Source organism: Streptomyces sp. AM 2-1-1 (assembly GCF_029167645.1).
Lineage (GTDB): Bacteria > Actinomycetota > Actinomycetes > Streptomycetales > Streptomycetaceae > Streptomyces.
The window spans coordinates 6,730,122-6,757,113 of record NZ_CP119147.1; the positions used below are offsets into that span (position 1 = coordinate 6,730,122).

The 26,992-nt window shown below is 73.0% G+C and carries 24 protein-coding genes; 12 read left to right on the forward strand and 12 right to left on the reverse strand.

Annotated features, from left to right (window positions below; all coding sequences use genetic code 11):
* Positions 1–186 precede the first annotated feature (186 nt).
* A complete protein-coding gene (locus tag PZB77_RS29060) occupies positions 187–909 on the reverse strand; it encodes a lysophospholipid acyltransferase family protein (protein WP_275495600.1) in 723 nt (240 codons plus the stop codon).
* A gap of 219 nt (positions 910–1,128) precedes the next feature.
* Between PZB77_RS29060 and PZB77_RS29065 the strand changes: the two genes are divergently transcribed.
* The 5 genes from PZB77_RS29065 to PZB77_RS29085 all read left to right on the forward strand — a co-directional run bounded on the left by PZB77_RS29065 (position 1,129) and on the right by PZB77_RS29085 (position 5,748).
* Positions 1,129–1,455: a thioredoxin family protein gene (locus PZB77_RS29065; protein WP_275495601.1), complete on the forward strand. Its 327-nt coding sequence runs from the start codon at positions 1,129–1,131 to the stop codon at positions 1,453–1,455.
* 196 nt (positions 1,456–1,651) lie between these two features.
* On the forward strand, positions 1,652–2,158 hold the full coding sequence (locus tag PZB77_RS29070) for a flavin reductase family protein (protein WP_275495602.1): 507 nt from the start codon (positions 1,652–1,654) through the stop codon (positions 2,156–2,158).
* 256 nt (positions 2,159–2,414) lie between these two features.
* Positions 2,415–3,200 carry an electron transfer flavoprotein subunit beta/FixA family protein gene (locus PZB77_RS29075; protein WP_275495603.1) on the forward strand — a complete coding sequence of 262 codons (786 nt, stop codon included), beginning with the start codon at positions 2,415–2,417 and terminating at the stop codon, positions 3,198–3,200.
* Between the two features lie 110 nt (positions 3,201–3,310).
* A complete protein-coding gene (locus tag PZB77_RS29080) occupies positions 3,311–4,270 on the forward strand; it encodes an electron transfer flavoprotein subunit alpha/FixB family protein (RefSeq protein WP_275491138.1) in 960 nt (319 codons plus the stop codon).
* A gap of 185 nt (positions 4,271–4,455) precedes the next feature.
* Positions 4,456–5,748 carry an aldolase/citrate lyase family protein gene (locus PZB77_RS29085; protein WP_275495604.1) on the forward strand — a complete coding sequence of 431 codons (1,293 nt, stop codon included), beginning with the start codon at positions 4,456–4,458 and terminating at the stop codon, positions 5,746–5,748.
* A 15-nt stretch (positions 5,749–5,763) separates the two neighbouring features.
* Here PZB77_RS29085 and PZB77_RS29090 read toward each other — a convergent pair whose 3' ends face one another.
* Positions 5,764–6,792, reverse strand: coding sequence for a LacI family DNA-binding transcriptional regulator (locus PZB77_RS29090; RefSeq protein WP_275495605.1), 1,029 nt, complete (start codon positions 6,790–6,792; stop codon positions 5,764–5,766).
* A 174-nt stretch (positions 6,793–6,966) separates the two neighbouring features.
* Between PZB77_RS29090 and PZB77_RS29095 the strand changes: the two genes are divergently transcribed.
* Entirely contained in the window at positions 6,967–7,893 is a 927-nt protein-coding gene (locus tag PZB77_RS29095; protein ID WP_275495606.1) for an ROK family protein, read from the forward strand.
* Positions 7,894–7,976: 83 nt separating this feature from the next.
* On the opposite strand, the gene PZB77_RS29100 is transcribed toward PZB77_RS29095, so the two are convergent.
* Positions 7,977–8,153 carry a hypothetical protein gene (locus PZB77_RS29100; protein WP_275495607.1) on the reverse strand — a complete coding sequence of 59 codons (177 nt, stop codon included), beginning with the start codon at positions 8,151–8,153 and terminating at the stop codon, positions 7,977–7,979.
* A 381-nt stretch (positions 8,154–8,534) separates the two neighbouring features.
* On the opposite strand from PZB77_RS29100, the gene PZB77_RS29105 reads away from it, so the two are divergent.
* Positions 8,535–9,572 carry an NUDIX hydrolase gene (locus PZB77_RS29105; protein ID WP_275496264.1) on the forward strand — a complete coding sequence of 346 codons (1,038 nt, stop codon included), beginning with the start codon at positions 8,535–8,537 and terminating at the stop codon, positions 9,570–9,572.
* Positions 9,573–9,725: 153 nt separating this feature from the next.
* Here the strand turns inward: PZB77_RS29105 and PZB77_RS29110 are convergent, their stop codons facing one another.
* On the reverse strand, positions 9,726–11,090 hold the full coding sequence (locus PZB77_RS29110; protein WP_275495608.1) for a dipeptidase: 1,365 nt from the start codon (positions 11,088–11,090) through the stop codon (positions 9,726–9,728).
* A gap of 195 nt (positions 11,091–11,285) precedes the next feature.
* On the opposite strand from PZB77_RS29110, the gene PZB77_RS29115 reads away from it, so the two are divergent.
* Entirely contained in the window at positions 11,286–12,512 is a 1,227-nt protein-coding gene (locus tag PZB77_RS29115) for a geranylgeranyl reductase family protein (protein ID WP_275495609.1), read from the forward strand.
* 93 nt (positions 12,513–12,605) lie between these two features.
* Here PZB77_RS29115 and PZB77_RS29120 read toward each other — a convergent pair whose 3' ends face one another.
* Complete coding sequence (locus PZB77_RS29120; protein ID WP_275495610.1) at positions 12,606–13,073, reverse strand: nitroreductase/quinone reductase family protein; 468 nt, start codon at positions 13,071–13,073, stop codon at positions 12,606–12,608.
* A 164-nt stretch (positions 13,074–13,237) separates the two neighbouring features.
* Between PZB77_RS29120 and PZB77_RS29125 the strand changes: the two genes are divergently transcribed.
* A complete protein-coding gene (locus tag PZB77_RS29125) occupies positions 13,238–13,963 on the forward strand; it encodes a TetR/AcrR family transcriptional regulator (RefSeq protein ID WP_275495611.1) in 726 nt (241 codons plus the stop codon).
* 54 nt (positions 13,964–14,017) lie between these two features.
* Here the strand turns inward: PZB77_RS29125 and PZB77_RS29130 are convergent, their stop codons facing one another.
* A complete protein-coding gene (locus tag PZB77_RS29130) occupies positions 14,018–14,764 on the reverse strand; it encodes a maleylpyruvate isomerase family mycothiol-dependent enzyme (protein ID WP_275495612.1) in 747 nt (248 codons plus the stop codon).
* A 67-nt stretch (positions 14,765–14,831) separates the two neighbouring features.
* Positions 14,832–16,163 carry an MFS transporter gene (locus tag PZB77_RS29135; RefSeq protein ID WP_275495613.1) on the reverse strand — a complete coding sequence of 444 codons (1,332 nt, stop codon included), beginning with the start codon at positions 16,161–16,163 and terminating at the stop codon, positions 14,832–14,834.
* A 121-nt stretch (positions 16,164–16,284) separates the two neighbouring features.
* Between PZB77_RS29135 and PZB77_RS29140 the strand changes: the two genes are divergently transcribed.
* Entirely contained in the window at positions 16,285–17,499 is a 1,215-nt protein-coding gene (locus PZB77_RS29140; protein WP_275495614.1) for an ROK family protein, read from the forward strand.
* 269 nt (positions 17,500–17,768) lie between these two features.
* Here PZB77_RS29140 and PZB77_RS29145 read toward each other — a convergent pair whose 3' ends face one another.
* A complete protein-coding gene (locus PZB77_RS29145) occupies positions 17,769–18,293 on the reverse strand; it encodes an ATP-binding protein (RefSeq protein ID WP_275495615.1) in 525 nt (174 codons plus the stop codon).
* 330 nt (positions 18,294–18,623) lie between these two features.
* On the reverse strand, positions 18,624–18,941 hold the full coding sequence (locus PZB77_RS29150; protein WP_275495616.1) for a hypothetical protein: 318 nt from the start codon (positions 18,939–18,941) through the stop codon (positions 18,624–18,626).
* A 251-nt stretch (positions 18,942–19,192) separates the two neighbouring features.
* Between PZB77_RS29150 and PZB77_RS29155 the strand changes: the two genes are divergently transcribed.
* Positions 19,193–20,326: a PLP-dependent cysteine synthase family protein gene (locus PZB77_RS29155; protein ID WP_275495617.1), complete on the forward strand. Its 1,134-nt coding sequence runs from the start codon at positions 19,193–19,195 to the stop codon at positions 20,324–20,326.
* A 79-nt stretch (positions 20,327–20,405) separates the two neighbouring features.
* On the opposite strand, the gene PZB77_RS29160 is transcribed toward PZB77_RS29155, so the two are convergent.
* Positions 20,406–20,858: an SRPBCC family protein gene (locus PZB77_RS29160; protein WP_275495618.1), complete on the reverse strand. Its 453-nt coding sequence runs from the start codon at positions 20,856–20,858 to the stop codon at positions 20,406–20,408.
* A 157-nt stretch (positions 20,859–21,015) separates the two neighbouring features.
* Positions 21,016–21,873, reverse strand: a complete 858-nt coding sequence (locus PZB77_RS29165) for a DeoR/GlpR family DNA-binding transcription regulator (RefSeq protein ID WP_275495619.1) — start codon at positions 21,871–21,873, stop codon at positions 21,016–21,018.
* 247 nt (positions 21,874–22,120) lie between these two features.
* On the opposite strand from PZB77_RS29165, the gene PZB77_RS29170 reads away from it, so the two are divergent.
* Entirely contained in the window at positions 22,121–24,571 is a 2,451-nt protein-coding gene (locus tag PZB77_RS29170; RefSeq protein ID WP_343299887.1) for a hypothetical protein, read from the forward strand.
* On the opposite strand, the gene PZB77_RS29175 is transcribed toward PZB77_RS29170, so the two are convergent.
* A complete protein-coding gene (locus tag PZB77_RS29175) occupies positions 24,541–26,976 on the reverse strand; it encodes a right-handed parallel beta-helix repeat-containing protein (RefSeq protein ID WP_275495620.1) in 2,436 nt (811 codons plus the stop codon). The genes PZB77_RS29170 and PZB77_RS29175 overlap by 31 nt on opposite strands.
* Positions 26,977–26,992 lie beyond the last annotated feature (16 nt).

Genomic DNA, 26,992 nt, shown 5'->3' on the forward strand with positions numbered 1-26,992 from the left:
CGGTTCCGCACGCGCCCCTTGACCGGTTGCGCCGCTTGCCGGCCGGCTCCGCACGAGGGGGGCGGCCGAGCACGCCTCCCGGAACGGTTCCGCACGTCTTGCGGACCGGCGGCCGTACGCACGGAGGTCCGGGGCGCCGTCCCGCGCCCCGGACCTCCGTGGGTGACCGACGTCAGTCGGTCCCGGTCAGCCGAGGCCGCGTGCTTCGGCCGCCGTCGGAGCACTGCCCCCGAGGTGCGCGGGCACCCACCAGGTGTCGGCGGCGTCCTTCGGGCGCACCGGGTAGGCGCGCTGCGCGGCTTCCAGGAGCTCCTGGACCCGCTCGCGCAGCCGGCGGGTGAGGGCGCCCGCGTACTGGTCCGCGGGGGCTTCCATGGGGGCTCCGACCCTTATGGTGACCGGGATGTGACTCCGCCGGAAGTTGCGCGGGTGGCCCTTGGTCCACACCCGCTGGGTGCCCCAGAGCGCCATGGGGATCAGCGGGACCCCCGCCTCCTGAGCCAGCCGGGCGGCGCCCGACTTGAAGCTCTTCAGCGTGAAGGACGGCGAGATGGTCGCCTCGGGGAACACCCCGACGATCTCGCCGGACCGCAGCGAGGCCAGGGCGTGCGCGTAGGCGTCCTCGCCCTGCTTCCGGTCGACGGGGATGTGCTTCATGCCGCGCATCAGCGGACCGGACACCTTGTGCCGGAAGACCGACTCCTTCGCCATGAACCGGACGAGCCGCTTCTGCGGGAGCGCGGCGAGGCCGGAGAAGACGAAGTCGAGATAGCTGATGTGGTTGCTGACCAGCACAGCGCCACCGGTTCTCGGAATGTTCTCCGAACCCTGAGTGTCGATCTTCAGGTCCAGCGCCTTGAACATGGTGCGAGCGGCGCCGATGACCGGCCGATAGACGAGTTCTGCCATCTGGAGAAGACTCCTTCTACTGCGCCTGAGGAGGGTTCTCCCGGCGGAAGTTACGCAGCCGTAGGTTTTCGGCATTGTGGCGATGGTGCCCCATGTGCGACGTGGTGGCCAGTCCCGGTGGGGCAGGGCGGCGAGATTCTCATCACGTACCCCGGTGGGGAATGCGCAACCGCTTCCCGGTGCTGACGTCCTGAGAGGAACTCCGACGGAAGGACCACGGTGGACGGGACGACACGGACACGGAGACTGGACGCGGCCCAACTCGGTGCGGAGCTGGGGGAGAAGGCCACGCTGGTGCAGTTCTCCTCCGCTTTCTGCCAGCCCTGCCGCGCCACCCGCAGGACCCTCGCCGAGGTGGCGGCCATGGTGGAGGGAGTGGCCCACGTGGAGATCGACGCCGAGGCCCATCTCACTCTCGTCCGCAGCCTCCGGATCCGCAGCACACCGACCGTTCTGGTGCTCGACGCCCGGGGCACCGTCGTGCGCCGCGCGGCCGGACAGCCGCGGACCGTCGACGTCGTGGCCGCGCTCGGTCAGGCGATGTGACGCGCCGTGACGCCGCTCCCACATGACGATACGCACTTGACGGTACCGGCCACGCATCGTCACTCTGACGACATGCCGACGGAACTCCTTCTCTACGGCCGGGTCCACGTCGACCTGGCCCGCAACGCGAGTGCGCGCTGTCCGGGTGCCTGAGCACCTACGGACCTGTACGCCCGCCTCGCATAAGGACATTTCCATGACGGCTTCGCCCGAGCTCCGCACCGCCGTGCCCGCCTCTCCCGAGCTGCTCCGCTCCGTCTTCCGGCAGCACGCCGCGGGCGTCGCGGTGATCACCGCCGCCGGCGAGAAGCCCGTGGGGTTCACCGCCACCTCGCTCAACTCCGTCGCCGCCGAGCCGCCGCTGGTCTCCTTCGGAGTGGCCGCCTCCTCATCCAGCTGGCCCGTGGTCTCCGGGGCCACGCACATAGGCGTGCACATACTCGCCGAGGACCAGGCGGAACTGGCCGCCACCTTCGCCCGCTCCGGCGCCGACCGCTTCGGCCCGGCGACGAGCTGGCACCACGGACCCGAGGGTGTGCCGGTGCTCGGCGGCGTGCTGGCCTGGCTGGTCTGCCGGGTGGTGGCCCGGGTTCCCGCGGGCGACCACTGCATCGTCATCGCCCAGGTCGAGGTCGGCGACCCCGAGGGCGGAGGCCGTCCGCTCGTCTACCACGGGGGCCGCTTCACCTCGCTGCGCGACTGATCCCGAGCACGCCGCCGGGCCGGTCCGACCGGGGGACCCTCCGGTCCGGCCCTGCCGCTGCCGATCTCCGCCGGAGTCGCCGCGTTGGCCACATCACAGTTCCAAGCGCTTGCTTACCGGGCTCATGACGGGTGTACTGGCGAGTAATATTTCGCTCGGTGTGCCGGTCGCCCTGACCGGGAAACCGCCTCCCGGGGCGCCTATGCTGCGAGCGACCGAGGCAGCCCAGAACCCACGATGCAGTAGGAGAGCCGGCGTGAGCTTGAGGATCGTTGTCTGTGTGAAGTACGTGCCCGACGCGTCCGGTGAGCGGGGGTTCGCGGATGATCTGACGGTGGACCGTGAGGATGTGGACGGTCTGTTGTCGGAGCTGGACGAGTATGCGGTCGAGCAGGCGTTGCGGATCGCGGACGCGGCGGACGGGGCGGAGGTCACGGTGGTGACGGTGGGTCCCGGGGACGCGAAGGACGCGTTGCGCAAGGCGTTGTCGATGGGTGCGGACAGGGCGGTGCACGTCGAGGACGATTCTCTGCACGGCAGTGATGTGATGGGGACGTCGCTGGTGCTGGCGAAGGCGGTCGAGAGGACGGGCTTCGATCTGGTGATCTGCGGGATGGCGTCGACGGACGGCACGATGGGGGTGCTGCCGGCGGTGCTGGCGGAGCGTCTGGGTGTGGCGCAGGTGACGTTGTTGTCGCAGGTGGCGGTGGCGGGTGGCACGGTGACCGGGCGGCGTGACGGGGACGCGGCGTCGGAGGAGCTGGAGGCGCCGTTGCCGGCGGTGGTGTCGGTGACCGACCAGTCGGGCGAGGCGCGTTACCCGTCGTTCAAGGGGATCATGGCGGCGAAGAAGAAGCCGGTCGAGGCGCTGGATCTGGATGATCTGGGGATCGGTGCGGACGAGGTGGGTCTGGCGGGTGCGTGGACGGTGGTCGACGCGGCGGTGGCGCGTCCGGCGCGGACGGCGGGCACGATCGTGAAGGACGAGGGTGAGGGCGGCAGGCGGCTGGCCGAGTTCCTCGTGGGCCAGAAGTTCATCTGACGCGGCCGCGCCTCTGGTGCGGGGTGCCCGGGTGACGGGGTGGTGGGGATGCCCGCTCACCGTTCTGCCTTTCTCTTTTCGTCTCTGGTTTCGCAGGAAGTGGATGTGTCATGGCTGAGGTTCTGGTTGTTGTCGATCATGTGGACGGTGCGGTCCGTAAGCCCACGCTGGAGTTGTTGACGCTGGCGCGGCGGATCGGTGATCCGGTCGCGGTGGTGCTGGGTGCGGGTGCGGCGGACACGGTGGGTGTGCTGGCGGAGCACGGTGCGGTGCGGGTGCTGACGTCGTCGGAGCAGCGGTTCGCGGAGTATCTGGTGGTGCCGAAGGTCGACGCGTTGCAGGCGGCGGTGGCGGTGGTCGAGCCGGTGGCGGTGCTGGTGGTGTCGTCGGCGGAGGGCAAGGAGGTCGCGGCGCGGCTGGCGGTGCGGATCGGTTCGGGGATCATCACGGACGCGGTGGATCTGGAGGCGGGTGAGTCGGGTCCGGTGGCGACGCAGTCGGCGTTCGCGGCGTCGTTCTCGGTGAAGTCGCGGGTTTCGCGGGGGGTGCCGGTGATCACGGTGAAGCCGAATTCGGCGCCGGTGGAGCCGGTGGTGGCGGCGGGTGCGGTGGAGGAGCTGGTGGTGGAGTTCGGTGCGGTGGCGGGTGCGAAGGTGTTGTCGCGGACGCCGCGTGCCGCGTCGGGGCGTCCGGAGCTGACGGAGGCGGCGATCGTGGTGTCGGGTGGGCGGGGTGTCAACGGTGCGGAGAACTTCGCGGTGATCGAGGCGCTCGCGGACTCGCTCGGTGCGGCGGTCGGTGCGTCGCGGGCGGCGGTCGACGCGGGGTGGTACCCGCACACCAACCAGGTCGGGCAGACGGGCAAGTCCGTTTCTCCGCAGCTCTACATCGCGTCGGGGATCTCGGGTGCGATCCAGCACCGGGCGGGTATGCAGACCTCGAAGACGATCGTCGCGGTCAACAAGGACGCCGAGGCCCCGATCTTCGAACTCGTCGACTACGGCGTCGTGGGTGACCTGTTCACCGTCGTCCCCCAGCTCACCGAGGAGATCAACGCCCGCAAGGGCTGAACCACACCCCCCGCGACGACCCTCGCGGAGGACCACGCACGGCCACGGGCCGGGACCACGCGGACACCCCACGCGGCCCCGGCCCGTTGGCGTGCGTCGTTGACGCACGCGTCCTCGCCTTATAGCTTCGCCATGCGGATCATCGATTCCGGAGAACGGAAACATCGAGCGCGGGGGGTACGGCCATGGGCCGACGGGCCGAAGGGATGACGAGCCTCGACGACGCGGTGCGCGAGGAGATCGACGCCTCCCTCGCCGACGTGGACGCGGAACTCGCGCGTCGCTACCCCGGAGATCCCGGCACCCGCCGGCCCGTCCACACGGTCTACGTACCGGCGGACGTGTTCGCCCCGTCCACGGTCCGCTCCTGGGGCGACCGGGCCCTGGCGGCACTCGACGAACACGCCCCCGACGCGGCCTCCTTCGCCGCCGTTCTCGGGCTCCCCGACGAGCTCGCGGAGTCCGTCCACGACCGGGTGCGCGCCAAGCTGGAGCGCGAGCCCGTGGAGGACCTGCGCGTCGACTTCGAGGACGGCTACGGCAGACGCCCGGACGCCGAGGAGGACGAGACCGCCGCCCGTGCCGCGCGGCTGGTCCAGCAGGCGTACGCGGACGGCACCGCACCCCCGTACGCGGGCATCAGGACGAAGTGCATGGAGACGGCCGTGCGGGCGCGGGGCATCCGCACCACGGACGTGTTCCTCACCGCTCTCGTCCGCTCCGGCGGACTGCCCGACGGGCTGGTGCTCACGCTGCCGAAGGTGACCTATCCGCAGCAGGTCACCGCCTTCGTCCGGCTTCTCGACGCCTTCGAGAGGACGCACGGACTGGCGGAGGGCCGACTGCGCTTCGAGATCCAGATCGAGACCAGCCAGTCCATCCTCGCGGCCGACGGGACGGCCACCGTCGCGCGGATGATCGACGCCGCCCGGGGCCGGGCCACCGGACTCCACTACGGCACCTTCGACTACAGCGCGAGCGTCGGGGTCAGCCCCGCCCACCAGGCGAGCGACCACCCCGCCGCGGATCACGCCAAGGCGGTCATGCAGGTCGCCGCAGCGGGCACCGGGGTGCGGGTGTCGGACGGCTCCACCAACGTGCTGCCGGTCGGCACCACCGACCGCGTCCACCAGGCATGGCGCCTCCACTACGGTCTGACCCGCCGCGCCCTGGCCCGCGCCTACTACCAGGGCTGGGACATGCACCCGGGGCACCTGCCGACCCGTTACGCGGCCGTCTACGCCTTCTACCGAGAGGGCCTGGACCAGGTGGCGGCCCGCCTCGCCGGGTACGTGGCCAAGTCCGGCGGACAGGTCGTCATGGACGAGCCCGCCACCGCGAAGGCGCTCGCCGGCCACCTGCTGCGCGGTGTCGACTGCGGTGCCCTGGACACCGAGGAGGTCGCCCGGCTGACAGGCCTCGGCCGCCCCGGACTCGACGCGTACGCACGGACCGGGCACGGCCCGGCGACGGGCTGAACCCCGCTCGCACGCTCAGGCCGGCGGCCGCTCGCCCGAACCGCGGGCCACCAGGGTCGTCGGCAGCTCCACCCGGGCGGTGGAGTGGCCCGCGCCCTCCAGGCGGCGGAACAGGTGCTCCGCCGCGGTGCGTCCCACCGCCGCCGGATCCTGGGCGATCACCGTGATCCCGAGCAGGTCGCCCAGTTCGATGTCGTCGAACCCGACCAGTGCGACGGGCCGTTCGCGTTCGGCGAGCACCCGCACGGCGGTCACGGTCACCCGGTTGTTGCCCGCGAAGAGCGCGGTCACCGGTTCGGGGCCGGCGAGCATCCCCTCGGCGGCGGCGCGTACCCGCTCCGGGGCGGTGGTGCCCAGGGAGACCCAGGCCTCGTCGACGGTGATGCCCGCGTCCGCCATCGCGGCGTGGTAGCCGCGCAGTCGCTCCGTCGTCGTGTGGATGCGCGGCTGGTCCCCGATGAAACCGATCCGGCGGTGGCCGTGCGCGACGAGGTGGGCCACCCCTTCCCGGGCACCGCCGAAACTGTCGGAGAGGATGGTGTCGGCGTCGACCATGCCGGCCGGCCGGTCCACGAAGACGGTCGCCACCCCCGCCCTTATCTCCGGCTCCAGGTAGCGGTGGTCGTCGCCCGCCGGGATCACGATCAGCCCGTCGACCCGCCGCGCGCACAGGGCGAGCACCAACTCCTGTTCGCGAACCGGGTCCTCGGCGCTGGAACCGTTGATCAGCAGCGCTCCGTGGGCGCGGGCGACCTCTTCCACGGCGCGGCTCAGCGGACCGTAGAACGGGTCCGCCAGATCCTCCAGGACGAGCCCGATGGATGCCGTACGGCCCTTGCGCAGGACGCGGGCGCTGTCGTTGCGGCGGAACCCGAGCGCGTCGATCGCTTCCTGCACTCTGCGCTCGGTGTCGGGCGTGACGCCGGCTTCGCTGTTCACCACCCGGGAGACCGTCTTGAGCCCGACTCCGGCCCGCGCCGCCACATCCTTCATGGTGGGCCGGTTGCCGTAGCGGGGCTCGGAATGACGGGTGGTCTCGGCCACGGTGCGCTGTCCTGTCGTAGGGTGCGGCGACATCGGTGTCGACGCCGCGGGGTTTCGGGGCTGTGGCGTCGAGCATAGGCCCTGGACAACGTTGTCATGGCAAGGGAGACTATGCGGACCGCAGGGCTGGAACCAGCAGGTCCGCCCTCCTAGCCGTCCGGAGAGCCCAGGCCCATGCATACCGACCTCGTCGCCGCCCTCGATATCGGCGGCACCAAGATCGCCGGCGCGCTGGTGGGTGACGACGGCACGCTCCTCGTACGGGCGCAGCGGCCGACCCCCGCCAGGGAGCCCGGCGAGTCGGTGATGGGAGCGGTGGACGACGTCCTCGCCGAGCTGATGGCCTCTCCGCTGTGGGCGCGGGCCTCCGCGCTGGGCATCGGCAGCGCCGGCCCGGTGGACGCCTCCGCGGGCACGGTCAGTCCGGTCAACGTCCCCCACTGGCGCGACTTCCCGTTGGTCGAGCGGGTGGGCAGGACCATCGGCGGGCTGCCGGTCACCCTGGTCGGCGACGGTGTGGCGATGACGGCGGCCGAGCACTGGCAGGGGGCGGCGCGCGGGCACGACAACGCGCTCTGCATGGTGGTGTCGACCGGGGTCGGCGGCGGACTGGTGCTGGGAGGCAGACTCCACCCCGGCCCCACCGGAAACTCGGGCCACATCGGCCACATCAGCGTGGACCTGGACGGCGACCCGTGCCCCTGCGGCGCGCGCGGCTGCGTGGAACGGATCGCCAGCGGCCCGAACATCGCCCGCAGGGCGCTGGACGGAGGCTGGCGGCCCGGCACGGACGGGGACGCCACGGCGCGTGCGGTAGCCGCAGCCGCCCGGGCGGGGGACCCTGTGGCCCGCGCGTCCTTCGCGCGCGCGGCGCAGGCTCTCGCCGCGGGGATCGCCGCCACGGCGACCCTGGTCGAGATCGACATCGCGGTGATCGGCGGTGGGGTGGCCGGAGCCGGTGACGTGCTCTTCGCTCCGCTGCGACAGGCCCTGGCCGACTACGCGACGCTCTCCTTCGTGCGCGATCTCACCGTGACGCCCGCCGTGATGGGAAACGACGCGGGTCTCGTGGGAGCGGCCGCCGCGGCGACCGCCCGCTGAGGCGCGGCCGCCGGGCCCGCCGGAGCGTTCCGTGCGGGCCGCCGCCGCTCGCGTGGGGCCACGACGGGTGACGAGGTGTCCGGTCAGTGCGCGGGCTCGGCCGCCCGCTGGGCGACCACCACGAGGAAGGCGTCCCGGTCCAGGTCCATCACGACCTCCGCCGCGAGCCCTTCGCCGCGGCGCGCGGCGGCGAACTCCTCCGCCGGCCAGCTGCCGCGCGGTCCGCCGGCGGGAAACTGTTCGAGCACCGTCTGACGCATGGTGAACTCCCTCTTCCGGTCTCCGCGATGTCGTCCGAGCGCCTGTCGCCCGTCGCGTACGGCCCGCTCCGGTGACGGCCCGCCGCACCCGCCCCGGCCCGCCTGTCCCGTACGGCCGGTACGACGGGGCGTCTGCGACGGGTACCCCGCCCACGGCTCCGTACAACAGGTTCGTCGCGCCGGGTTTTCGCGGCGGGGTGTTCAGGGCAAGCCACAGGGGGCTGGAGCCCTGCCGGACGACCGCGTCGCGACGGCGACGGTACCCGCCTCGCGCGTTCCGGTCCGACTGCCGCGCGGCTCGGCCCGGATCCGGTGCCGTGCGGTGCGGCGGCGGGACGCGAGCACGGCACGGACCACGAGATGCCTGGCGAAGGGGGAGTCGTGATCGTCTGGGTCAACGGTGCGTTCGGTGCGGGCAAGACGAGTGCCGCCCGCGAACTGCTGGACCTGATCCCGAACAGCACCCTGTACGACCCCGGGCTGACCGGCGCGGAGCTGCGCCGGCTGCTTCCCCACAAGCGGCTGGCGGAGGTGACCGACTTCCAGGACCTCCCCATCTGGCGACGCCTGGTCGTCGACACCGCGGCGGCCCTGCTCGCCGAGGTTCCGGGCACGCTGGTGGTGCCGATGACGTTGCTGCGCCAGGAGTACCGCGACGAGATCTTCGGCGGACTCGCCGCCCGCCGCATCTCCGTCCACCATGTGCTGGTCTCCCCAGGAGAAACGATCCTGCGTCAACGGATCGCCGCGAGGGAGGAGTTGCCCGAGCACGCGGAACGCGGCCTCCGCGCCCGCCGCTGGTGCCTCGAACACATCGAGCACTACCGTGCGGCGCTCCCGTGGCTCACCGCCGACGCGTACGTCGTCGACACCGGCGCCCTCACCCCGCGCGCGACCGCGCTGCGGATCGAGGAGGCGCTGCGCAGCGGCCTCGCCGGGGAGTGCGGAATCGTCCAGAACCCCTCGCCGACCGCCGAGACCGTCGCCGCCGGTGTCCTCCTCTTCGACGGCCACGGGCGGGTCCTGCTGGTCGATCCCACCTACAAGGCCGGCTGGGAGTTCCCCGGCGGGATAGTCGAGACGGGAGAGGCTCCGGCCCGGGCGGGAGTCCGGGAGGTCGCCGAGGAGATCGGGCTGCGGCTGCGGACCGAACCCAGGCTGCTCGTCGTCGACTGGGAGGCGCCCCGGCCGCCCGGCTACGGCGGCCTGCGGTTCCTCTTCGACGGCGGTGTGCTCCGGGACGAGGACACCGCGGGGCTGCGGCTGCAGAACTCCGAACTGCGGGGCTGGCGCTTCGTCACCGAAGCGGAGGCCGCCGGGCTTCTCCCACCGACCCGTCACACCCGGCTGCGCTGGGCGCTCAGGGCCCGCGAGCGGGCCACCGTGCTCAACCTGGAGGCGGGGGTGCCGGTCGGCTGAGCACGACGGGCGACCGGGCCCTTCACCGCGGCCGGCCGCCCGCGGTGAGCGGCCCCCCGGGCGCTGCCCCCAGGCCGTAAGCCGCCCCTCAGCCGTGCTGCCCTCCGGCCGTACCCGCCCTCAGCCGTGCCGCCCGCCGGCCCTGGCCGTCCGTCAGCCCCGCCGCGACTCGGCGTAGTTGCGCAGGAACAGCGCCTCCGTGACCGCGAGGCGCTCCAGCTCCTCGGGCGAGACGCTCTCGTTCACCGCGTGGATCTGCGCCTCCGGCTCGCTCAGCCCGATGAGCAGGATCTCCGACTCGGGGTACAGCCGCGCCAGCGTGTCGCAGAGCGGGATCGACCCGCCCATGCCCGCCGTCTGCATCTCCTCGCCGGGGTACGCGACCCGCATGGCCGCGGCCATCGAGGTGTACGCGGGGCTGGTCACGTCCGCACGGAACGGCTGCCCCTGCCCCACCTGTTCGACCCTGACGCGCGCGCCCCACGGGGCGTGCGACTCCAGGTGCGCGGTCAGCAGCTTCGTCGCGCCGACCGCGTCCTGGCCCGGCGGCACCCGCAGGCTGATCTGCGCCCGCGCGCTCGCCTGGACGGACGGCGTGGCACCGACCACCGGCGGGCAGTCGATCCCGATCACGGTCACCGCGGGGCGTGCCCAGATGCGGTCCGCGACGGTCCCGGCACCGATCAACTCCACCCCGTCCAGCACCTTCGCGTCCGCGCGGAACTCGTCCTCCGGGTACTGCAGACCGTCCCAGGAGGCGTCGCCGGAGAGCCCGTCCACCGTCGTCGTACCGTCCGGGGCGCGCAACGAGGCGAGCAGCTGGATCATCGCGGCGAGCGCGTCCGGGGCGGCGCCGCCGAACTGCCCCGAATGGAGGTTCCCCTCCAGGGTGTCGAGCGTCACGCGCAGCATCGTCATCCCGCGCAGGGTCGCCGTGACGGTCGGCAGGCCGGCCCGGAAGTTGCCCGCGTCCCCGATGACGATGGAGTCCGCGGCGAGCAGCTCGGGGTGCGCCTCCGCGTACCGCTCCAGCCCGCCGGTGCCCTGCTCCTCGGACCCCTCCGCGATCACCTTCACCGCGACCGGCACGCCGCCGTTCGCCAGGAGGGCGCGCAGCGCGAGCAGGTGCATGATCAGGCCGCCCTTGCAGTCCGCCGTGCCCCGGCCGTACCAGCGTCCGTCCCGCTCGGTCAGTTCGAACGGCGGGGAGATCCAGGCCGACTCGTCGAGCGGCGGTTGCACGTCGTAGTGGGCGTAGAGGAGTACGGTCGGGGCTCCGGCGGGTCCGGGCAGGTGGCCGTACACGGACTGGGTCCCGTCGGGGGTGTCCAGCAGCGCGACGTCCTCGAAGCCCTCGGCGGTGAGAGCGGCGGCGATCCACCCGGCCGCGGCCTCGCTCTCGCTTCTCGGGAACTGCGCGGGATCCGCCACCGACTGGAACGCCACCAGCTCGCTCAGCTCCGTCTTGGCACGGGGCATCAGCGAGGCGACGGTTTCGAGGATCGGACGGGCGGTCATGGGGACGCTCCTTGTGAGTGCGGCGCCGGGTGCGGTCGCGCGGGTCGTGCGCGACCGTGGACGACGCCGTTTGTCCGGCGTTGTCCCTACGACGAAATCACTGCCGATCCTCCCACAGCGGACCCTGGCCGGATCGCGCCGTAGGATGCCGTCAGTAGCTGGGGCAACTGGTCGGATCGGGAGCAGAAGCACATCGTGAGCAGCGAGAACGCAGACGCCGGGCGTGAGCACGAAGAGTCGTCGGTGTGGGACGTCGTGGTAGTCGGTGCGGGGCCGGCCGGTGCCTCAGCGGCCTACGCCGCAGCGGTCGCGGGCCGCCGTGTCCTGCTGCTGGAGAAGGCGGAACTGCCCCGCTACAAGACGTGCGGCGGTGGGATCATCGGATACTCCCGCGATTCGCTGCCGCCGGGCTTCGAACTGCCGCTGCGGGACCGTGTGCACGCCGTCACCTTCTCGCTCAACGGGAAGCTGACGCGCACCCGGCGTTCCAAGCGGGTGCTCTTCGGCCTCATCAACCGGCCCGAGTTCGACGCCCAACTGGTCGAGGAGGCGCAGAAGGCGGGCGCGGAGCTGAGGACCGGGGCCTCCGTCGCGCGGGTCGAGCAGCACGGCTCCTCCGTACCGGACCGGCGCACCGTCGCGGTGGTGCTGGCCGGCGGCGAGACGGTGCTCGCCCGGGCCGTCGTCGGGGCCGACGGGAGCGCCGGACGCATAGGCGCCCACGTCGGGGTGAAGCTCGATCAGGTGGACCTCGGCCTGGAGGCGGAGATCCCCGTCCCCGAGACGGTGGCCGAGGACTGGGCGGGGCGGGTGCTCATCGACTGGGGTCCCATGCCCGGCAGTTACGGCTGGGTTTTTCCCAAGGGCGACACGCTGACCGTCGGCGTGATCTCGGCCCGCGGGGACGGCGCCGGGACGAAGCGGTACCTGGAGGACTTCATCGCCCGTCTCGGGCTGGCCGGTTTCGAGCCGAAGATCTCCTCGGGCCACCTCACCCGCTGCCGCAGCGAGGACTCGCCGCTCTCCCGGGGCCGGGTCGTGGTCTGCGGGGACGCGGCGGGACTCCTGGAGCCGTGGACCCGTGAGGGCATCTCCTTCGCGCTGCGTTCGGGACGGCTGGCGGGGGAGTGGGCGGTGCGCATCGCCGAGGCCCGCGACGCGGTGGACGCCCGCCGCCAGGCGCTCAACTACGCCTTCGCCATCAAGGCCGGACTCGGGGTGGAGATGAACGTCGGGCGCCGGATGCTCAAGCTCTTCGAGCGCCGCCCCGGCGTCCTGCACGCGGTGCTCACCGGTTTCAGGCCCGCCTGGACGGCGTTCGCCGGGATCACCCGGGGGACGACCTCGCTCGCCGAACTGGTGCGCACGCATCCGCTGGCGCACCGCGCGCTCTCCGTGATGGACCGCCGGTCGGCGGAGTAGCCGATCGATGGGGTCCGGCCGGGGCGTCGTGCCGCGGCCGTGCTCCGAAGGCCCGGACCAGGGTGGTGCGGGCACCGGATCCCGTGCCCGGGGTCAGGCGCTGGACCCGTCCACCGTGATCCGGAAGACCGGGTGGTCGGGGCAGGCAGCCAGCAACTCCGCGTCGGTCGACCGGGCGGTGACGCCCTGGAAGTACTGGTTCACCTCCCAGCCCCAGCGCTTCAGGTAGGCGCGGACGACCCGCACCTTCAGTGCGTCGTCCGCGATCTCCGCGGCGGTGAAGGTGCGGGTCCGGCGCCCCACCCGCAGCTCGCCCCCGCCGGCCACCCGCATGTTGCGCACCCACTGGGAGTGGCCCCGGGCCGATACCAGGTACTGCACCCCTTCATGGACGTGCGGATTCACCGGGACGCGCTGCATCGTGCCGCTCCTGCGCCCCACCACGGACATCTCGGCCGTGCCGAGGATGCTGAAGCCGTGCCGGGCGAGCCGACCGACGACGCTGTTCAGCCGCGTGCCGACTGCGCCGGCCCGGAGGTAGTACGGCTCTGACTGCTCCATGGTGCCCCCACATTCCTGGACCGGGTCGCCCGGCCCATCGGCTCTTCGCCCATTTTGAGAGCGCCGCTCTCACTTGAGATCAGTGTGCACCTCCAGCGCTCTCCGTGCAAGAGCAGTGCTCTCATTTCTGTTCGGCGATCCGAACGCATGGCACAATGGGCGTCATGAGTGCCATCAGGGGAGCCAGGGAACGGGCCCGCGTCGAGATCATGGCCGCCATCAAGGACGAGGCGAGGGCGCAGCTCGCGGCGGAGGGCCCCGCCAGGCTCTCGCTGCGCGCCGTCGCCCGCGAGCTCGGCATGGTTTCCTCGGCGCTCTACCGCTACTTCCCCAGCCGTGACGACCTGCTGACGGCGCTGATCATCGATGCCTACGACGCCATCGGCGGAGCCGCCGAGAAGGCCGCCCTGGACGGAGCCGCCCCACCGGCCCGCTCGCCCGCCGCCGCGTGGACGGCCGTCGCGTGCGCGGTACGGGAGTGGGCTCTCGCCCACCCGCACGAGTACGCCCTGATCCACGGCACGCCGGTGCCCGGCTACGTGGCGTCCCAGGACACCGTCGGTCCGGCGTCCCGGGTCGGGTTCGCCCTCCTCGGCCTCGTGCGCGAAGCCCACCGGGGCGAGGGAGTCGCCACCCCGCCGCTCTCCGCCGCGCTGCGCCCCGAGGCCGTCCGGATCGCGGCCGAGCTCGCCCCCGACCTGCCGCCGGCGAACGCGGCCGCGCTCGTCATCGCCTGGGCCCAGCTCTTCGGGCTCGTCTCGTTCGAGCTCTTCGGGCAGTTCACCGGGGTGGTCGAGGACAGGGAGGCGCTCTTCCGTCAGGCGGCGGACGGGCTCGCGGTCTCCGTCGGCCTCGCCGTGCCCGGGTACGGCGCGACGGAAGGGCGGTAGCCACCCGCCGAAAGGGCTGCCCGGGGCGGTGGCGCCGGCGGGCCGCGCCCGGTCTCACCAGGTGATGGCGGAGTTCTCCGTCCAGAGCAGTGCCACGGCCGGGTCGCCTTCGACGGTGACGTCGGAGAGCGGAAGGCGGTTCCACAGCGCCAGGTAGAGGGCCTCCGCGCTCCCGCTCAGCACGCAGTCGGCGGCGCTCCCGCGGCCGTCGTCGCGCACGGTGCGCGGCGGTCCGGCGGAGAGGTGGACCGTCCAGGCGGCGTCCACGTCGTTCGCGTGCACCCGCAGGACGCGGGGGTCCTCCGTGCGTACCCGGCTCTTGGGGCGGGCGTGGAAGCCGGCCAGCAGTTCGTCCACGCCGTCGATCGCGCGGGCCGTGCCCACCGGGGTGTACGGCCCTCCGCGCGCCGATTCGGCGTCCACCCGGTGCACGGTCGTCTCGTGCAGCTGACGACGGGCCCAGAACGCCGACCCGGAGGCGGCGGGCATGAACGTCCAGCAGGCGAGGTCGTGGGGAGCGGCTTCCAGGGCCGCCACCAGGCCTTGGTGGCCCTCGGCGAACCAGGCGAGCAACTCCGCCCCGTCCACGTCCGGTTCGCCCTCGTCCGCGAGGTACTCCGTGTGCCCTTCGGCGACGAACGCGGTCGCCCACCGGTGCACCGTGCCGGTGTGGCGCAGCAGGTCGCGCACCCGCCATCCCGGACAGGTGGGTACAGGAGCGTCCGTACCCGCCCGCTCGGCCGCCGCCATGAGCAGTCGGCCTTCGTCCCCGAGCTGCGTGATCTGTTCAGACATGTTCATGGCCAGATGGTGCCAGGGGTGGCGGAAGGACGCCATCGGCTTCTCGCCCGATGCCGCCGGGCACGCGTCAGACGTGCGGCGGTGCGGTGCGGGAGACGTGTCCGAGGACGGCGGCGGCCGCGGCGAGCAGGGCGACCGTCGTCAGGGCCATCGGCAGCGAGAGCCAGTCGGCGAGGAAGCCGATGACGGGCGGCCCCACCAGCATGCCGCCGTAGCCGAGGGTGGACGCGGCGGCCACTCCTCCGGGTCCCGCGAGCGTGCCGGCCCTGCCGACCGCCACCGGGAAGATGTTGGCCAGGCCGAGCCCTGTCACGGCGAACCCGGCGAGCGCCAGGGGGATCGTGGGCGCGAGCGAGCCCAGCAACATGCCGGCCGCCGCGGCGGCTCCGCCGAACACCAGCGTCCGCGTCTGGCCGAAACGTTCCAGCAGGGCCGTGCCGGTGAGTCGGCCAACGCCCATGGCCAGTGCGAAGAGTGAGTAGCCGGCAGCGGCCGTGCTCGCGCCGGCGTGCAGGTCCTGGGAGAGGTGCAGCGCGCTCCACTCCGCGAGCGCCCCCTCGCCGTACGCGGTGCAGAGCGCGATCACCCCGAAGAGGACGACCACCCGGCGGACGGCCGGGCTCATTCGGGGAGACGGACCCCGGCTCTCCGGTGCGGACGGCCCCGACGGCACGGACCCCGCCGGCGCCGCGGTGGACGCGGACGACCCCGAGGAGGCGGAGGATCCCGAGGACGCGGACGTGCTGGTGGACGCCGCGGGTGCGGAGGCGGCGGCCGGGCCCGCCGAGGCGTTGCGGAGCATGACCGGCCCGGCGACCGCGGTGACGAGGAGCCCCGCCGCGGCGAGCAGGGTCAGGTGGGTGACCGGGGAGAGGTGGTCGGCGGCGAGGCCGCCGATACCCGCGCCGGCCATGCCGCCGAAGCTGAACGCGGCGTGGAAGCTGGGCAGTACGGGCCGCCGGATGGTGGCGACCAGATCCACCGCCGCACTGTTCATGGCGACGTTCATCCCGCCGTAGGCGGCGCCGAAGACCAGCAGGAGCAGTCCCAGCGTGAGTGCCGAACCGGCGTGTGCGGGCAGCGCGATGCTCAGGGAGAGCAGGATCCCGCACCAGAAGCCGACCCGGTGGCTGCCGAATCGGTGGCAGAGCCGGCCGGTGACGACCATGGTGATCACCGCACCCGCCGAGACACCGAGCAGGGCGAGGCCGAGCGAGGAGACGGAGGCGCCGATGTGGTGCTTGATGGCCGGGATGCGTACGACCCAGCCGGCGAAGAGGAAACCGTCGAGAGCGAAGAACACGGTCAGCGCGGTGCGGAGCCGGCGCGCGGAGGGTGGGGCGCTGTCTCCGCCGCGACCCCCCGTTCGAACCGTCCGCAATTTGTTTAGGTGCGGCACAAAGTCAGCATAGGGGCGCGCCGGGGAACGGCACAAGACACGTGCCGACGTGACCCGCGGCACGCCGTGACCTGGTGCCGAAGCGTCAGGGACGCCTCGGGATCGTGGGAGACTCGCCCCCATGAACGGCAAGCTGTCCACCACGCGGACGAAGCTGGAGAGGGGTCGCAGCGCGCTCGGGCCGGCCCTGGAACTGGTGCACACGGGGCGCGCGCCCACGCGTGCCGTGCTGACCTCCGAACTGGGCGTCACCCGCGCCACCGCCGGCGCGGTCGCTGCCGAACTGGAGGCGCTCGGACTCATCAGGGTCGATTCCAGGCCCGGTTCGGCCGCCGGTTCGCAAGGCCGTCCCTCGCACCGGCTGTCGGTGCGCGAGACCGGACCCGTGGTGCTCGCCGCGCAGGTGCACGCCGACGGCTTCCGTGCGGCGCTGGTCGGTCTCGGCGGCAGGATCGTCGCCACCGCTCCCGGACGCGGCACCGCCATGGCCGACCCCGCACAGGTCCTCGGTGAGGTGGTGGCATCAGGCGCCCAACTGCTGCGCGAGAGCGGGCTGCGCTGCGTGGGCGCCGGCCTCGCCGTCCCCTCGGCCGTGGCGGAACCGGAGGGAACGGCTCTGAACCCGCTGCACATCGCCTGGCCCGCCGGCGCCCCCGTACGCGACATCTTCGGCGCCTGCGTACGCGAAGCGGGCATCGAGGGGCCGGTGTTCACCGGGAACGACGTCAACCTCGCGGCGCTGGCGGAACATCGGCACGGCTCCGGGCGCGGCGCCCAGCACCTGCTCTGCGTGGCCACCGGCCACCGGGGCGTCGGCGGCGCACTGGTGCTCGACGGGCGTCTGCACAGCGGGAGTTCGGGACTGGCGCTGGAAGTCGGCCACCTCACGGTGAACCCGGAGGGCAGGGCGTGCCACTGCGGCGGCCGGGGCTGCCTCGACGTCGAGGCGGACCCGCTCGCCTTCCTCCTCGCGGCGGGCCGGCCGCCCGGCCCGGAGGAGTCGCTGCTCAAGCAGGCGGGCGACCTGCTGCGCGCGGAGTACGAGGACGTGGACGTACGCCGGGCCGCCGAGGCCCTCATCGACCGGCTGGGACTGGGGCTCGCGGGGCTCGTCAACATCCTCAACCCCGACCGCGTCATCCTCGGCGGCCTCCACCGGGACCTGCTCGAAGCGGACCCCGAGCGGCTGCGGGCCGTCGTCGCCGACCGCAGCCTCTGGGGGCGCAGCGGCAGCGTGCCGATCCTGCCGTGCACGCTGGCGCACGACAGTCTGGTCGGCGCCGCCGAACTCGCCTGGCAGCCGGTGCTCGACGACCCGCTGACCGCTCTCGCCTGACCGGAGCCGGATTCGCCGGGGCCCGTGGCCGCAAGGGCGCGGCCGGCGCCCGGGAAGCCGTCATGATCCCCGGACACCGGGCCGTAGGGCCGTACGGGAAGAGGCACGCCCGGCCGTCCGTCGGCCGTTCAGGGGAAGGGGTCCCCCTGCACCGGCTGTGCCGGCCGTGCGAAGAAAGGCCCAGGAACGCCGGCCGTCCGGCGAAACGCGTCCCCGGCCCCCGGCCGCGTGGGGGAAGTGAAGTACGGTCAACGGGTGGTGCCCGCGCGTCAGCCGAGGACCGCCGACCGGCCGGGGAAGGTCGCCGATGCTTCCACCGCTCCCGTGTACCGACCTCCGAACGGGCCGTCGGTCATGGATCCGTACACCGCGAGCGGCGGCAACGCCTTCGCCCCGGTGGAGGGCGTGGTCAGGGTGAACCAGACGACTTTGCCGGCCTCGCCGCCGGGGCGCACCCCCCAGCTCTCGCTGAACGCGGCGATGAGGGCCAGGCCCCGCCCCGACGTGGCGAAGGTCTCCGCGACGTTCACCGTGGGCAGTCGGGGGTCCCGGTCGTGGACGGAGACCGTCAGGCGGTCGAGCAGCAGCTCGATGTCGACGGTGCACGACTTGTCCGGTTCCGCATGGCGGAGGACGTTGGTGAGAAGCTCGGTGACGCCCAGGGCCGCCCGGTCGATCAGGGGATCGAGATGCCAGTGGCGCAGTTGCGCCGACATGATTCTGCGGACCTGACCGATCCGCGACGGCAGTGCCTGGAGCTCCACCGTGCAGTGCCTGCTTGGCTCGCTGATCACGGCTGCGACTCCCCGAAATAGGTCCGGAAGAAGACGGAGGAACGGATCCAGCATCTGGCTGGCTGCTGTTCTGGTCTGCTCTCGTGGTCCGCCCCGGCCGTGCGGCGCCCCCGTAGCCTCGCAGGGTGATCGCCGGAGAACCGACCGTGACGTGAGTTCAGCGTCGCTCAGGGCGTCCCCCTCCGCAACTCGCGGTGCCTGAACCGTCCCAGCCCGTCGGCGAGCCGTAGGAAGGACCCGGTGTCCCGCGGAGCGGGGCCCGTCCCTGCCGGGCTCCGCGAGCCGGTGGGGGCCGCCGGGGACACGGGCTCCCCGCGACGCGCGGGCAGGTCAGCGGTGCCGGCAGCCCGCGCTGCGCATGACCTCCAGGAAGTGGTGTATCGGTGCCGCCCCGTCCGGCGGCGCCCCGCGCTGTCCCATCGTGAGGCGGTAGCGCACGCCGTTGACCCGGGCGACGGCCGAATCCGCCTGGGAGAACCAGCGTTTCCACGCGCTGACCGCCCCCACGGGGGCGCTGTCGATCTCCCGGCCATAACTCGTCAGCAGGGCCACCCGCCCGTCCTTGACGATCACCTGCCCGGCATGGGTGAGCGACCGGGCCCAACGCTCGATCCGCACCCCCCGTGCGCTGAACTCGACGTCGTCCACCGCTCGGCCGCCCCCCTCCGTGCATCCGCTCCTGGAAGGCATTCTTCCCGTCCCGGCACCGCTTCACGTGCGGGTGTCCGGTGAATTACGAGGACGCAAGGTGACGCCGGGCACCGTCCACCCGGCCGTCGGTCCCTCCCGGCCCCGCCCTCCCCCTGGAACACCTTTGAGGAGATCAAAGTCCCTGTTTGTGCAGGTGGGAGGAATATCGTGGGGGAGAGGGACCACCGGTTCCACGAGGAGGATCAGCGATGGGCAGCAGCGAGCGCGGACCGGACGCGGGGGCCGTCGTGACGACCGACGTCGACCGCAGCGACTCCGCGTACCGGTCGTGGCTCAAGGAGGCCGTGCGCAAGGTGCAGGCGGACGCCAACCGGTCGGCCGACACGCACCTGTTGCGTTTCCCGCTGCCCGAGGAGTGGGGGATCGACCTGTACCTCAAGGACGAGTCGACCCATCCGACCGGCAGCCTCAAACACCGCCTCGCCCGCTCGCTCTTCCTCTACGGGCTCTGCAACGGGTGGATCCGCCCGGGGAAGCCGGTCATCGAGGCGTCCAGCGGCTCCACGGCCGTCTCCGAGGCGTACTTCGCCAACCTGATCGGGGTCCCGTTCGTCGCCGTGATGCCGCGGACCACCAGTCCCGAGAAGTGCCGGCTGATCGAATTCCACGGTGGGCGCTGTCACTTCGTCGACGACCCGCGGGCGATGTACGAGGAGTCGGCCGCACTCGCCGCGGAGACCGGCGGCCACTACATGGACCAGTTCACCTACGCGGAACGGGCCACCGACTGGCGCGGCAACAACAACATCGCCGAGTCGATCTATCAGCAACTGCGCCTGGAACGCTTCCCGGAGCCCGCGTGGATCGTCGCCACGGCCGGTACCGGCGGCACCTCGGCGACCATCGCCCGGTACGTCCACTACATGCAGCACGACACCCGGATCTGCGTTCCCGACCCCGAGAACTCGTGCTTCTTCGACGGCTGGACGCGGCACGACCCGCTCGCCACCAGCGACTGCGGCTCCCGCATCGAGGGTATCGGCAGACCCCGGATGGAACCGAGTTTCGTCCCCGGCGCGATCGACCGGATGATGAAGGTCCCGGACGCCGCGAGCGTCGCCGCGGTACGTGCCCTGGAGCGGGTGATGGGCCGGCGTGCGGGCGGCTCCACCGGGACCGGCCTCTGGAGCGCCTTCAAGATCGTCGCCGAGATGGTGGAGCGCGGCGAGCGGGGCAGTATCGTCACGCTGATCTGTGACTCGGGCGACCGCTACCTGGACAAGTACTACTCCGACGCGTGGCTGGACCAGCAGGGGATCGACATCGCCCCCCACGCCGCCGACCTCGACACCTTCCTGCGCACGGGAGGCTGGGCCACCTGACACCGGAGGGCCGCCGCGTCGCACCCCGGACGCACCGGCCACGGAGCGGGATCCCCGCAGTGGCCTCAGGGGGCGGCCCTCACCGCGGTGCGCGGGCCGGGGCTTCGAGGAGACCGTCGAGCACCCGTCCGAACATTCGCCGGCCGGCCACCGTGAGCAGGGGGTCGAGCCACCGTCCCGGCACGAACAGCCGTACGTCCTCCACCCACACCACGTGGGAGCCCGCCCTGGCGGGCACCACGTCGATCGACGCCCGGCCCCGGACCGTCCGCCCACGCTTCTCGAGACGGCAGAGTCCGGCGCGACCCGCCTCGGGCGGTGTCCAGCGCACGACTTCCATCGGGTCGTCGAAGGTGAGGGGACCGATACCGGTCCGGGCGACGAACACCGTGCCGACCTCGGTCCGCCCACCGGCCGGGACGAGGACCGAGGTGAGCGGCACGAGCGCACCGTGCCGCTCCCAGTCGGTCACCCGGCGCCAGGCCTCGGCGGGAGGAAGGGAGGTGAAACGTTCGATCCGGAAGACTGCCACCGTCCGATCCTAAGGAGGTGGGACGCCGGAGGCGACACGTAGCGGAATCCACAACGGCGAGTCGCCCCGCCGGCCCGGCCCCCTCCGCGCCCCAGGCCGGTCCTCCGCCCCGCGAGCCACCGCACCGCACCGGGCTCCGCCCCGCTCCGGACGCCGTCTACGGGCCGAGGGGTTCGTCGCTCTCCGGTGTCCTCGCCGGCCCCGCGACCAGCAGACCGCCCGGCAGCAGCTCCTCGATCTCCGCCCGCGCCTCGGCCGAGAGCCCCGCGTCCGTCACGAAGGTGTCCACCTCGCCGAGCGTGGCGAAGGAACTCAGCCCCATCGTTCCCCACTTGGTGTGGTCGGCCACCACCACCACGCGGCGGGCGGCCGACACCAGCCGCCGGTTGGTCTCGGCCTCCGCCAGGTTCGGCGTGGAGAGGCCCGCCCCCCCGGAGATTCCGTGCACCCCGAGGAAGAGCACGTCGAAGTGGAGCGAGCCGATGGCGCGGTCCGCCACCGGTCCGACGAGCGAGTCGGAAGGCGTACGCACCCCGCCCGTCAGTACCACCGTGGCCGCACCCGGGCGGGCGGCGCCGGAGGAGGCCGGCCGGCGGGCGTCGTGGAACACGTCGGCGACCCGCACCGAGTTGGTCACCACCGTCAGGTCCGGCACGTCGACCAACTGCCGCGCCAGCGCGTACGTCGTCGTCCCGCCCGACAGCGCGATGGCGCTGCCCGGCGCGGCCATCGCCGCCGCCGCCCGCGCGATGTCCTCCTTGGCGCTCGGCTCCAGCGCCGACTTCGCCTCGAACCCGGGCTCGTGGGTGCTCGTCCCGACGACCGGCACCGCGCCGCCGTGCACCTTCTCGATGACGCCTTGGCGGGCCAGCGCGTCCAGGTCCCGTCGGACGGTCATGTCGGACACGTTGAGCCGGCGGGTCAGTTCGTTGACCCGGACACCCCCGCGCTTGCGCACCTCGTCGAGGATCAGGGCACGCCGCTGCTCCGCGAGCAGATTCTGATTCTCGCTCAACGCCGTGTCCGGTCCTTTCCTCTGGCCGTACGGCACCGCGGCACCGCGGAAGGCCCGCCCCATTCTCCCACGCACCCCCCGGAAAGGGGTCAGGAGGTCCCGACGGGGGGAGATTCGGTGAGAGGCCGTCACGCGACGGCGATCCCGGCGAAGCTGGTGGGACGGCGGCGCCGGCCCCCGGTAAGCCGCCCGACCCACCGCGCCACGCCCGCCGGACGGCCGGGCCGACCGGAGAGCGAGTACTCCCTTGGCCCCTGCCCCTCACGGTCCCCGGCCCCCCGGCCCCGCCCTCGAACTGCTCGTCCACGGGGTCGGCGGCACCACCCCGCAGGAGATGCTCGGCGACCCGCGCACGGTCCGGGTCACCGGCGACCTCACCGCGGCGATCCACCGGCGGCCCGAGGACGTGGACGCGGAGGAACACCCCGAGCGCTACCGCGACCGGCCCGTCGCCGAGGCCTACTGCTGGTCCAACCTGACCTCCGGCAACGGTTTCCGCGCCCTGTGGCTGCTGCTCCTCCCCTTCATGGTGATCAACCTCGCGCACTGGATGCGGCCGGCCGCGACCGGCCGCACGCGTGCGGTCCGCCTCTACGGCGTCCTGGTCCGGGTCCTGGCGCTCAGCCTCACCGTGCTGCTGACGGCCGCGGCCTGCGAGGTGGCACTCGACCTGGTGGCCTGGCAGTGCGCCGGAGTCTCCGCCTGCTCCCGGCGGCGCTCCTGGCTGGGCTTCCTCTCCGCCGAGCAGGGCGGCTGGTGGTCCCAGCCCGGCAGGCGGCTCGCCCTCGCGGCCGTTCTGCCCACGGGCCTCGTCACGCTGCTCCGGTACCTCTCCAACCGCACCTGGAGCGCCTACGAGTCGCAGCGCCCCCTTCTCGGCGACATCGCGCACACGGACGCACCCGGTGCCCCGGGCGAGGACGACGCCCCCTGCGACGTGCCGGAGCCGAAGCGCCTCGTCGAGGACGACACGCCGTCACCCGCCCCGCGTCCCGCGCTGGGCCGCCCCGGCTTCTGGTACGGGCGCCGGCTCGTCGCCCGGCTGCGCGCCGCGCACACCGCCGCGGGGCTCCTCACCGTCGCCCTCTTCGTCCAGCGGGCCGCCGCCGAGTACGACATGGCCCACTCGGGACCCGGCCCCGCCCTCTTCGGCCGCCTGCTGACCGTCGCCCTGACCCTCTGCGCCCTCGCCGTCGTGGCCGTCGTCTGCCGGCGGGGCCGCAGCGAGCGCCGGCTGGACCACTGCCTCGACCGCGCGGTCATCACCTTCCTGCCGTCCGCAGCCCTCGTCCTGCTGGGGGTCTCCCTCGTCCACGCGGCCTGGGCACGGCCCGGCTGGACCTCCTCGGGCACCCTCGTCGCCGGCGAGGACACCTTCCGGGCACTCACCGTCGGACAGGGCCTTCTCGTGGTGGCGCTCGCCGCCGTCGCGTCGAGCCTCCACCGCGGCGCCCCCGACGTGCGCACCGCGCTGCACGGCCTCGGCGGTCCGGCCGTCGCCATGCTGGCCTGCGCGGTGGGCGGTGTGATGAGCGGCGGTCTCGCCCAGCGCGTCGCCGACTGGCTCGACGGCCCGGGCACCCCCGGCATGGGAGCCGGCTCCGCCATAGGGGGTCCGCCCGTCCTCCTGAGCTGGCAGGCGTCCGTGCTCCCGGTGCTGCTCCTGGTCCTCCTCGTACCGGTGGGCGTGCTCCTCGTCCGTACCGCCCGCCTGACCCGCCGGTACGAGGCGACCGTCGCCGCCGAGTACGCGGCGGAGTACCGGGGCGGCAGGCCCGAGCCCGGGCGCACCCGGCAGATCGCGCGGGTCCGGGCCACCGCCCGGCTCACCGACGAGGCTCCCTGGATCATCGGACTGGTCTCCGGCGCCACCCTTTTGCTGGGCGCGGCGGCCCTGGCGGGCTCCTGGGCCACCGGGCGGGTGCCCGGCCGGGCGATGGACGGGACCGGAGCATTCGTCGAGTCGGCGGCGGAGGCCGCCCAGTCGACGGGCTCCTGGATGGTGGGGTTCGGCTTCATACTCTTCGTCGCCTCCGGCCGGCGGGCCTACCGCGACGCCTCGGCCCGGCGGACCATCGGCATCCTCTGGGACGTCGGCACGTACTGGCCGCGTGCCGCCCACCCCTTCGCCCCGCCCTGCTATGCCGAGCGGGCCGTGCCCGACCTCGCCTCGCGGATGTCCGCCTGGACGGCGAGGACCGGCGGCCGGCTCGTCATCTCCGGCCACTCGCAGGGCAGCGTGCTCGCTGCCTCGGCGGTCTGGCAGCTCCCCGCCGTCACCCGCCACCGCGTCGCCCTCCTCACCTACGGCTCGCCCGCCGAACGGTTGTACGGACGCTGGTTCCCGGCGTACTTCGGCCCCGCCGCACTGCGCGGGCTGCACGGCTCGGTCCACTGCTGGCGCAACCTCTGGCGGGCCACCGACCCGATAGGAGGACCCGTCCGGATCCACGAGGAAGCGGGGCGCCCCGAGGTCGACCGGGGGCCGCTGAAGGATCCGCTGGTGCACGGCCGCACCGCCGAACTGCCCCTCCCCGAGCCCGTCCTGGGGCACTCCGACTACCAGGCCGACCCGGCGTTCGCCCGGGAACGCGCCGCCCTGCTGGCCGAACTCGGCCCTGTACTGCCCCGTCAGGGCGACCCGGCCGGGCACCGGGGCGCGGAGGGTCAGGGGAGCTCGGGCAGGTCCTCGGGGTAGAGCAGGGTCAGGTCGTCCGTGCTCGTCTCGGCGAGCTGGGCGACCCGGCCCGCGTGCCGCTCCACCATCGACTCGAAGGTCTGGCGCGCGGTACGGCCGTTGCCGAAGGCGGGCCCCTTGGGCAGTGCCTCGAAGTACTTCGTCAAGGCCTCCCCGGTGCCGCCGGCGAGGCGGTACTCGTGCTCCCGCGCCTGCTGTTCGACGATCCGCAGGAGCTCGTCGGGCTGGTAGTCGCCGAAGGTGATGGTCCGGGAGAAGCGGGACGCCACACCGGGGTTGACGGCCAGGAACCGCTCCATCTCCCTGGTGTAGCCGGCCACGATCACCACCACGGCGTCGCGGTGGTCCTCCATCAGCTTCACCAGGGTGTCGATGGCCTCCCGCCCGAAGTCCCGGCCCGAGTCCTCGGGGGAGAGGGCGTACGCCTCGTCGACGAAGAGCACTCCGCCCCGCGCCCGGTCGAACGCCTCCTGGGTACGGATGGCCGTCGAGCCGATGTGCTCGCCGACCAGATCCACCCGGGAGACCTCGACCAGGTGACCGCGCTCCAGCACGCCCAGGGAGGCCAGGATCTCGCCGTACAGCCTGGCCACCGTGGTCTTGCCGGTGCCGGGGGACCCGGTGAAGACGAGATGGCGACGGGCGGAGGCCGCCTTCAGCCCCGCCCGCTGCCGTCGGCGGCCCACCTCGATCATGTCGGTCAGCGCCCGGACCTCCCGCTTGACGCTTTCCAGCCCCACCAGGGTGTCCAGCTCACCGAGCACGGCGTCGGACCCGCGGGCCGGCTCGGCCGCGGGCTCCGGCACCGGGGAAGGCGGCGCCGCCCGCTGCGAAGGCATCGTGCCGAGCAGCCCGGGTGCCGCCGCCTGGGTCGCGGTCAGGACCGGCGGAGCGGCGACGGGCCCCCGCAGGGCGCTCTCGTCGCCGGTGCAGTCCTCCACGACCGGTCCGGCGCCGCCCGGTCCGTCGTGCGGGGCGCCGTCGGGGAGTTCGTAACCTCCACGCGCGCAGCGTTCGGTGCGGCACCGGGTGAGGGTGGTGCGGCACCCGTCCATCACGTGGAAGCCGTACCCCTCGCTGCCGGTCACCCGGCAGCCGTGGAAGGTGCCCCGGCCCTCCGCGGAGACGTAGAACCCCGCCTCGGCCGGATTGGTGACCGTGCAGCGCTCGATGGTGGGGTCGGCGCCCTTCGTGACGATGACCCCGGTCTGGGCCGCGTCGATGGTGCAGTTGTTGAGCGTGCCGCCACTGCCGTGGTCGCGGAACCAGGCGCCGGTGGACGCCTCCCGGATCCGGCAGTCGTCGAGCTGGGCGGTGGCCCCGTCGCTCACCGAGACGGCGGTGTTGCGGATCTGGCATAGATCGCTGTCCACCACGTCGGCGCGCGATCCCCGGTCGAGGACGAACAGGGCGTCGGGCACGTCGTGGACGCGGCAGGCGTCGAGTATCACCGTGGCGCCGTCGCTGACCCAGACGGCGGGGTAGTCGCCCGTGCTGTCGTGGATCTCGCACTGGTTGGCGTCGACCCGGGTGCCGGAGTCCCACACCGAGAGTCCGTTGCGGCCGAACCGGCGGACCGTCGAACGGGTCAGCGTCAGCACCGAACGGGACCGCAGATCGACCGCGTTCTCCGGGATGTCGTGGATGTCGCAGTCGGCGAGCGTCAGGACGGCGTCCGTGTCCAGGGTGATGCCGTCACCGGAAGTGCGGTGCACCGTGCAGTCGGTGAGATGGGCGGAGGCGCGCGCGGACACCTGGACGCCACTGCCCTTGACCTCGTACACCTCGCAGCCCACGGCCTCCAGTCCGCTGCCCTCGCCGGTCACGCTCAGCCCCGAGCCGGAGGCGTGGTGGACGCGGCACCGGTCGAGCCGGGGGTGTGCGCCGTCCCGCACCGACACACCGGACTGTCCCGCGGACACGACCTCGCACTCCTCGAAGACGCCGCCGGCGCCGTCCAGGACGGCGATCCCGACACCGGCCGGATTGTCGACGGTGCACCGCCGCACGGTGGGCCGGCCGCCCCCGCGCACCTCGATGCCGGCGGCCGAACGGGTCACGATCCGCAGGTCGACGAGGTCGGGGGCGCCCCCCTCCACCAGCACCGCGGGGGCCGCCGAATCCTGGCCCTCCACGTGCAGGTCCTGGATGACGGCGGAAGCCCGGACGGTGAGCGGCACACCGTCCACCGGAGCGATCCGGACCGAGCCGACCGCCCCCTCGGAACCGCGCAGCGTGACCGCCCGCTGTACGACGAGGTTCTCCCGGTACGTCCCCGGAGCGATCGTGAGGACGTCGCCCTCGGCCGCCGCTTCCAGGGCCGCGCCGAGCGAGGGGTACTCGCCGGTGCGGCGCCGCCATCGCGATGTGCCGGTGTGCGTCACCTGGACCGTGCCCTGTGCCATGGCGCTGTCTTGCCCC

Coding starts and splice junctions, on each gene's coding strand:
- PZB77_RS29060 (WP_275495600.1), bottom strand. CDS start 909: ATGGCAGAACTCGTCTATCGGCCGGTCATCGGCGCCGCTCGCACCATG.
- PZB77_RS29070 (WP_275495602.1), top strand. CDS start 1,652: ATGACGGCTTCGCCCGAGCTCCGCACCGCCGTGCCCGCCTCTCCCGAG.
- PZB77_RS29080 (WP_275491138.1), top strand. CDS start 3,311: ATGGCTGAGGTTCTGGTTGTTGTCGATCATGTGGACGGTGCGGTCCGT.
- PZB77_RS29085 (WP_275495604.1), top strand. CDS start 4,456: ATGGGCCGACGGGCCGAAGGGATGACGAGCCTCGACGACGCGGTGCGC.
- PZB77_RS29095 (WP_275495606.1), top strand. CDS start 6,967: ATGCATACCGACCTCGTCGCCGCCCTCGATATCGGCGGCACCAAGATC.
- PZB77_RS29100 (WP_275495607.1), bottom strand. CDS start 8,153: ATGCGTCAGACGGTGCTCGAACAGTTTCCCGCCGGCGGACCGCGCGGC.
- PZB77_RS29110 (WP_275495608.1), bottom strand. CDS start 11,090: ATGACCGCCCGTCCGATCCTCGAAACCGTCGCCTCGCTGATGCCCCGT.
- PZB77_RS29120 (WP_275495610.1), bottom strand. CDS start 13,073: ATGGAGCAGTCAGAGCCGTACTACCTCCGGGCCGGCGCAGTCGGCACG.
- PZB77_RS29125 (WP_275495611.1), top strand. CDS start 13,238: ATGAGTGCCATCAGGGGAGCCAGGGAACGGGCCCGCGTCGAGATCATG.
- PZB77_RS29130 (WP_275495612.1), bottom strand. CDS start 14,764: ATGAACATGTCTGAACAGATCACGCAGCTCGGGGACGAAGGCCGACTG.
- PZB77_RS29140 (WP_275495614.1), top strand. CDS start 16,285: ATGAACGGCAAGCTGTCCACCACGCGGACGAAGCTGGAGAGGGGTCGC.
- PZB77_RS29155 (WP_275495617.1), top strand. CDS start 19,193: ATGGGCAGCAGCGAGCGCGGACCGGACGCGGGGGCCGTCGTGACGACC.
- PZB77_RS29175 (WP_275495620.1), bottom strand. CDS start 26,976: ATGGCACAGGGCACGGTCCAGGTGACGCACACCGGCACATCGCGATGG.